The sequence below is a fragment of the Nostoc sp. UCD121 genome (genome assembly GCF_014222285.1).
Classification (GTDB): Bacteria; Cyanobacteriota; Cyanobacteriia; order Cyanobacteriales; family Nostocaceae; genus Nostoc.
This window is the reverse complement of record NZ_JACKZS010000315.1, coordinates 1-5,950: the sequence shown is the minus strand read 5'-3', so window position 1 is coordinate 5,950 and position 5,950 is coordinate 1. Positions and strand designations below refer to the sequence as shown.

Genomic DNA, 5,950 nt, shown 5'->3' with positions numbered 1-5,950 from the left:
CGTGGCTGGTTACTGGAGAATTCTAAAGTTTTCTACCCATTAAAAATCACTTTGGCTTCCTACCTACGCTAACTTTTGTAACTTAATCAAGTTTTGCTTGAGTTAAGCAAGTTTTGCATGATAGCATTGAGCTAGTTTTAAATACTTCAAATACAAGAAAGATGGCTGGCTAAGTATGAGTCGTCCACACCTTGCTATTGTCCATAGCTTTCCGGTAGCTATTCGCCCGATTCCGTTTTCGGAACAGCTAGAAGATCATCAAGCTATTCTTTACGGATATTTAGATACGCATCTAACTCGCAATCATAGCCCAGCTACTCTAGAGAGCGACCGTCAATTTTTAGAAGGCTGGTTTGAGAATTATCCAGTTCCAGATAATAACCACCCAGAGGGTTATCGACCTCTGATGGTTTGGGAGGCTATGGAAGCCGTGAGAGGCAGAGAACGAATAATAGCCTTTAGTAAGGGCTTGGTTGCTATGCAACTTAAATCCCAAACGATTCGTACTTATTTAGGACAATTACGCAGATTTTTTGGATACGTTCTAGAATTTCCTTATATTCCAGGGACAGCTGGACAATCTATTATTGCGAAGTATGGACGACTTGAGCAGCCTGTCTCAGAATATGACTATCCACATCATGTTATTGATCATGAGAACGAAGGCTTTGTCCTAACAGGTCAACAACTCATAAATTTTTACGATTTCATTCGCACAGAATATCTCAGCAGTAATCAAAAAAAGATAACTGCTTCTAGAGATTACACGATGGTTGTGATAGCAGGGGAAAGCGGATTACGTGCTGATGAAATTAGACATTTAGATATTCATAGAGATTTGTTTTATGAAAAAAATCGGATTCAAACCAGACATGGAAAAGGGTTTAAAGGTTCTGGTAAACGAATTAGAAAGACTATTATGACACCGTTAGCTAAGGATACTCTAGCTATTTATGAACGACAAATAAGACCTTATTTACCCAATTCAGAAATAAATACCACACTTTTTTTAACGGAGAGAGGAGAACTAATTTCTTATCAGCAAATGTGGTCTGCTCTCAATAAAATAGTTGAACAAGCTAGAAAAACAGGTTTAGATTTACCTCCAAAATTCGCTTGGCACAGTTTGAGAAAATCCTTTGCTACTAACTACATGGAAAAACGACCAGGTGATATTTGGGTATTGATGGATTTAATGGGACATATTAATCCCAGTACCTTGCAGCGTTATGTTAAACCAAGCAAACAAAGATACGAAGAAGCGATTGATAATATGATAAATGAGCTAACGCTTCATTCTATCTAAGGAAGCCTTATATGCCAGTGATTTGGAATCTTAAAAAATGGTTAGCTGTTAACCATGACATTTATCGTCCAATAGACTTACAAAAGTTAATCGAAGAGAAAGCAGGAGTAAAATTATCTTTACAAGCAATTTCTACTCTTATTAATAACGAACCAAGTAGTATTAGATGTAAAACAATTCAAGCGTTGTGTAATGCCTTAAACTGCAAAATTAGCGATTTTTTTGATATTATTCCAGATTCTCCACAAGAGCAGCAAAAATGGCTTAAAGAAGTTGGAAGTGAACCAGTACAGCTTTATGGAGGAAAACAAAATTCTCAATCCAAAGAAAATAGTATTTTTCCTAATCCCCATAAATATATTAATGACTCTGATGAAAAAAAATCAATTAGCTAAATTCTATGTTTATCTTGCCTGTTGTGCAAATGGAACACTTTACGTTGGTTACAGCCAAAATGTAGAGAAGCGAATTGCTGCTCATAATGCAGGCCGAGGAGGACGCTATACACGTATTAACAGACCTTTAACTTTAGTAGCTACTTGGTCTTTCACCAGTAGAGCAGAAGCAATAAGAATGGAACGTTCTCTCAAGCACTTATCTCCAGAACAAAAACTGGTACTGGCATCAAAGCAAACAGCTGTGTCTTTATCAAATGTTTTATGAAACAACACAAGCTATATCAGGAAGTTACTTGCGAAGTTTGCGGTCGTCAAGCTAAATCATTTTTAAAAAGCCGTAATATTTGCAGTAGGTGTCATCGCAAGGAACATAGTCTACCTTGCCAAAATTGTGGTTACATGACACATAACATTACTTCAGAAACTATTCTATGTCTACGTTGCACTAAAACGCTAAGTAAACCTTTAGCAATATGCAGCCGATGCAATAAAACTAAAATCATACATGATACTCATCGTTGGCTCTGTGAACCTTGCTGCAAAGCTGTAGATCGACGTGACCACGAAAAACTAAAACAGATTCAAGTTATATGTTCTGTATGCAGTAAAACAGTCCACTCTGTTTTAACTAGCCGTCCTATTTGCCACTCATGTTTTATTAAAGAGCGGAATGGATACGATTTTTGTAGTAAGTGTAGTCAGTATAAAGTTATTTACAAAATAGACAAACACAAAGCAGAATACCTCTGTAAAAGATGTGATGCTGAAATAGCTGCTTCTAGATTGTTAGAAGATTACGTAAAACATTTTCAAACCCCTTATCTATATAATAAGAGGCTATTTGACCTTCTTGTTAAAACTATAGACTGGGACAAAGTTACTGAGCGTTATAAGCAAAGTATTAGACTGTTGGGGAAGCTTTTACAAACCCATCCACTTCCTGAACCTCTAACTTGGGAAGCTATTGAAGAATTTATGCCAGATTTAAATTCTACTCAAAGCCGTCATCGTTCTAAATTACTTAGATCACGCTTACTTGACCTTGGCCATATATTAGTTGCCAAGGGTCAATTAGAAGACTTTGAAAGCTATTGTAAAAATAAAAGTATATTAAGAAGCCTTGAAAATATACCTCAAGAAATACAATCACTTTTACGTTCGTTTATTATTTGGCTTCAAAAACGAAAAAACCGCCCTTCAAGTATTCATCATTATGTAAGAAATTTAGGGGATTTCTGGACTTGGTGCTTTCAACATCAGTTAACATCTCTAAGTTTAATTCAACCTTGTCATATTAAAGAATATTTGAAATCCCTCTACTGGCAGTGGCAATGTAGCCAATGTCAAACATCATTCAGCTCCAATATTTACGAAAAATTAGCTGATAAAAAGTGTAATTACTGTGGAATACATGGAAATTTATTTCAAGTCCCCCGGTTTGATAACGATGCATTACGCCATATTAAAGGTCAATTAAGAATCTTTTTTGATTGGGCCAAAATTCATAAATTAGTTATTAGTAACCCTGTTCAAGGTACAATCAAAGCTCCTGCCCCGAAAATTAGTCATTACCCTTTTGAAGTAATTCAGAAACTAAGCAATTTTATTATTAATCCTCAGTCTGACCCTACTGAAGCTTTAATTTTATATTTAATAATATTCCATGCTCTTACTAATTGGGAATTACGTCATGCTAAAATCACAGATTTAATTTATTTAAATAAAGATATTTATCGTTTGTCACTTGCTGAAACCTATTATATCGTAGTTCCAAAACCTCCTGTATCTAAAGGTAAAGTTTCGTCAGGTAGGGTAAGTGAACAATTGAAGTTTTCTTCAGCTGCAAGTCAATGGCTAAAACCTCTGTTAGAACGTTTCGAGGCTCAACGTTTACAACAGCTTAAAAATCTTAATAATCAATTTCTTATAATTGCACCTAACCATAAGTCTCGTCATTTGAAACCTGTTAGTACTCGCTTTATTTATAATGTTGTTAAAAAAGTATGTCTGCGTACTATTAATGCTCAATGTAATATTAAGACTTTACGGATTACAGCAGCTGTTATGTTTGCTGACCGTGCTGGAGGAGGGATTTTAGAATGGATGGGATGGGGAGAACAACAGGCATTCTTCTACAGTTGGGGAGATAGAGAAGTAATAAACCCTATGCAATCGTATTCATGAGTATTATTTTCTGAAGTTTACGTATTTAACACAAGTTCTTGTCTTTTATCCTATAAGTTTTGCTTAATTTAGATAAGTCTTACTTCTTTATAAATGCAAATAATATACAATTGACAGCAAATGAAAAAGCCACTAAACAAGATTTTTGAAAGTTTTTTTCTCCTATCTAATGACTTAGGGTTAGAACCAGAGTTAATAACTTGGTACGCAAGCAAGTCTGAAATAGCTACTATGATCAATGAAGCTTTACATGAGTACCGAAGCAATCATTCTTTACTATATAAATGTGGGTGGACATATCAAACTAAAATACAATATCAACTTTATGTAATAGATAAGTTTGGAATAAAATACACTTGTGATGTTAACTTTGACAAGCTTACTACTTTAGAGCAATTTATTAAAACTTTCCTTATTCATGAAAGTGGGGGCGAATGGATAACAAGAAATCGTTTGTTATTTAGCAAAATTTCAGGTGAAGATTGCCCATAGATAGTTTTATAAAATAAAGCTATGCTATTAGGCTTGAGCTTGCTAATTTCTCATCCAATATTATGTTGAATGTTCAATATCTTCGATAATTCACAAAAATATAGTGTTAGTATAAGCTGCATAAATATAGGCTCGAATCTAGCCTTGCTTTTGTTATATTTGTGCTGGTTACGCTAAAGTTTATAGCTAAAAACGGGTACTTTTACTTCATTAGCTCAAAAAAAACTTAAAACATCAGAGAATATCTTAGGCGATGGGACAGGTGCGGGGAAAGGAAGACAATGTGCAGGAATCATCCTCGACAACTGGTGTCAGGAACGAAGAAAAGCCATTTGGGTATCAAAGAGTTCTGCTCTTATTGAGGACGCACGTAGAGATTGGTGTGCGCTCGGAGGTAGTGAAAAAGATATCATTGACCTGAGCAACATCAAACTTGGCGACCCCATCCCTTTCACCCAAGGCATCCTATTCTGCACATACTCAACTCTACGTTCTCAAAAGAACGGCAAAAGTCGGCTTAAGCAAATTGTTGAATGGGCAGGCAAGGACTTTGAGGGAGCGATCGCATTCGATGAGTGCCACGCGATGGGTAACGCAATGGCTCAAGAGGGTAAACTCGGTATGGTTGCAGCATCCCAGCAAGGCGTTGTTGGGCTGAGGTTGCAAAACGCATTACCGCAGGCACGGGTTGTCTATGTCTCTGCGACTGGTGCAACTAAAGTCTCAAATCTCTCATACGCCAATCGCCTGGGACTTTGGCAGACTGGGGATTTCCCGTTTACCTCCCGTGAAGATTTTGTGGAATCCATTGAGGGCGGTGGTATCGCCGCGATGGAAGTGGTCGCCAGGGATCTCAAGGCTTTGGGACTGTATCTGGCGCGATCGCTTTCCTTCGATGGTGTGGAGTATGAGATGTTAGAAAGGCTTTGGGACTGTATCTGGCGCGATCGCTTTCCTTCGATGGTGTGGAGTATGAGATGTTAGAAATCGAACTCACTCCTACTCAAGAACGTATCTATGACAGTTATGCAGACGCTTTTCAAATTATCCATAATAACTTGCATAAAGCTTTAGAAGCCTGCAACATCACTGGTGCGAAAACATACAATCGTGCTGCTAAAATGTCTGCCATGTCTCAGTTTGAATCGCATAAGCAAAGATTCTTCAATCATTTATTAACTAGCATGAAATGCCCACAGTTAATTAAAGCAATTGAGAATGATTTAGCCCAAGGCAATGCTGTTGTAATCCAAATAGTTTCCACCAATGAAGAATTACTCAAACGCCGACTCAATGAAGTTGCACCCGAAGAATGGCAGGATTTGAACCTTGATTTAACACCACGGGAGTATGTTCTTGACTACTTAGTAAGTGCCTTTCCCATACATCTGCATGAGATTCACTCAGGCGTTGATGGAGACGAACGCTCCGAACCAGCCTTTGATGCTGATGGTTCACCGATTGTTTCATCTAAAGCTGTGGCTTTGAGAGATGCCTTAGTAGACAAACTCGCCAGCCTTGATCCAATTCCTGGTGCATTAGAACAACTGCTGTGGCATTTCGGTAACAA

Annotated in this window: 7 protein-coding genes; all 7 read left to right on the top strand. The window is 37.3% G+C overall.

What is annotated here, in order from left to right:
• The first annotated feature begins 175 nt into the window (after positions 1-175).
• Positions 176-1,306 carry a tyrosine-type recombinase/integrase gene (locus tag GNF10_RS34280; protein WP_185607402.1) on the top strand — a complete coding sequence of 377 codons (1,131 nt, stop codon included), beginning with the start codon at positions 176-178 and terminating at the stop codon, positions 1,304-1,306.
• An 11-nt stretch (positions 1,307-1,317) separates the two neighbouring features.
• Positions 1,318-1,701 carry a helix-turn-helix transcriptional regulator gene (locus tag GNF10_RS34275; protein WP_185582602.1) on the top strand — a complete coding sequence of 128 codons (384 nt, stop codon included), beginning with the start codon at positions 1,318-1,320 and terminating at the stop codon, positions 1,699-1,701.
• Positions 1,670-1,969 carry a GIY-YIG nuclease family protein gene (locus tag GNF10_RS34270; protein WP_260446372.1) on the top strand — a complete coding sequence of 100 codons (300 nt, stop codon included), beginning with the start codon at positions 1,670-1,672 and terminating at the stop codon, positions 1,967-1,969. Before GNF10_RS34275 ends, GNF10_RS34270 begins: the two co-directional genes overlap by 32 nt.
• Positions 1,966-3,888, top strand: a complete 1,923-nt coding sequence (locus tag GNF10_RS34265; RefSeq protein WP_185582605.1) for a hypothetical protein — start codon at positions 1,966-1,968, stop codon at positions 3,886-3,888. The genes GNF10_RS34270 and GNF10_RS34265 overlap by 4 nt, the downstream gene beginning before the upstream one ends.
• A gap of 120 nt (positions 3,889-4,008) precedes the next feature.
• Positions 4,009-4,380 (top strand): hypothetical protein, encoded by a 372-nt coding sequence (locus GNF10_RS34260; RefSeq protein WP_185582607.1) that lies wholly within the window; start codon positions 4,009-4,011, stop codon positions 4,378-4,380.
• 243 nt (positions 4,381-4,623) lie between these two features.
• Entirely contained in the window at positions 4,624-5,364 is a 741-nt protein-coding gene (locus GNF10_RS39125) for a strawberry notch family protein (protein ID WP_311774262.1), read from the top strand.
• The coding region (locus GNF10_RS39120; RefSeq protein WP_260446371.1) for a strawberry notch family protein at positions 5,307-5,950 on the top strand (644 nt) is incomplete at its 3' end. The genes GNF10_RS39125 and GNF10_RS39120, both read left to right, overlap by 58 nt.

Bases quoted from the DNA above. Each gene is read 5' to 3' on its own strand.
- GNF10_RS34280 (WP_185607402.1), top strand. From the start codon at position 176: ATGAGTCGTCCACACCTTGCTATTGTCCATAGCTTTCCGGTAGCTATT.
- GNF10_RS34275 (WP_185582602.1), top strand. From the start codon at position 1,318: ATGCCAGTGATTTGGAATCTTAAAAAATGGTTAGCTGTTAACCATGAC.
- GNF10_RS34270 (WP_260446372.1), top strand. From the start codon at position 1,670: ATGACTCTGATGAAAAAAAATCAATTAGCTAAATTCTATGTTTATCTT.
- GNF10_RS34265 (WP_185582605.1), top strand. From the start codon at position 1,966: ATGAAACAACACAAGCTATATCAGGAAGTTACTTGCGAAGTTTGCGGT.
- GNF10_RS34260 (WP_185582607.1), top strand. From the start codon at position 4,009: ATGAAAAAGCCACTAAACAAGATTTTTGAAAGTTTTTTTCTCCTATCT.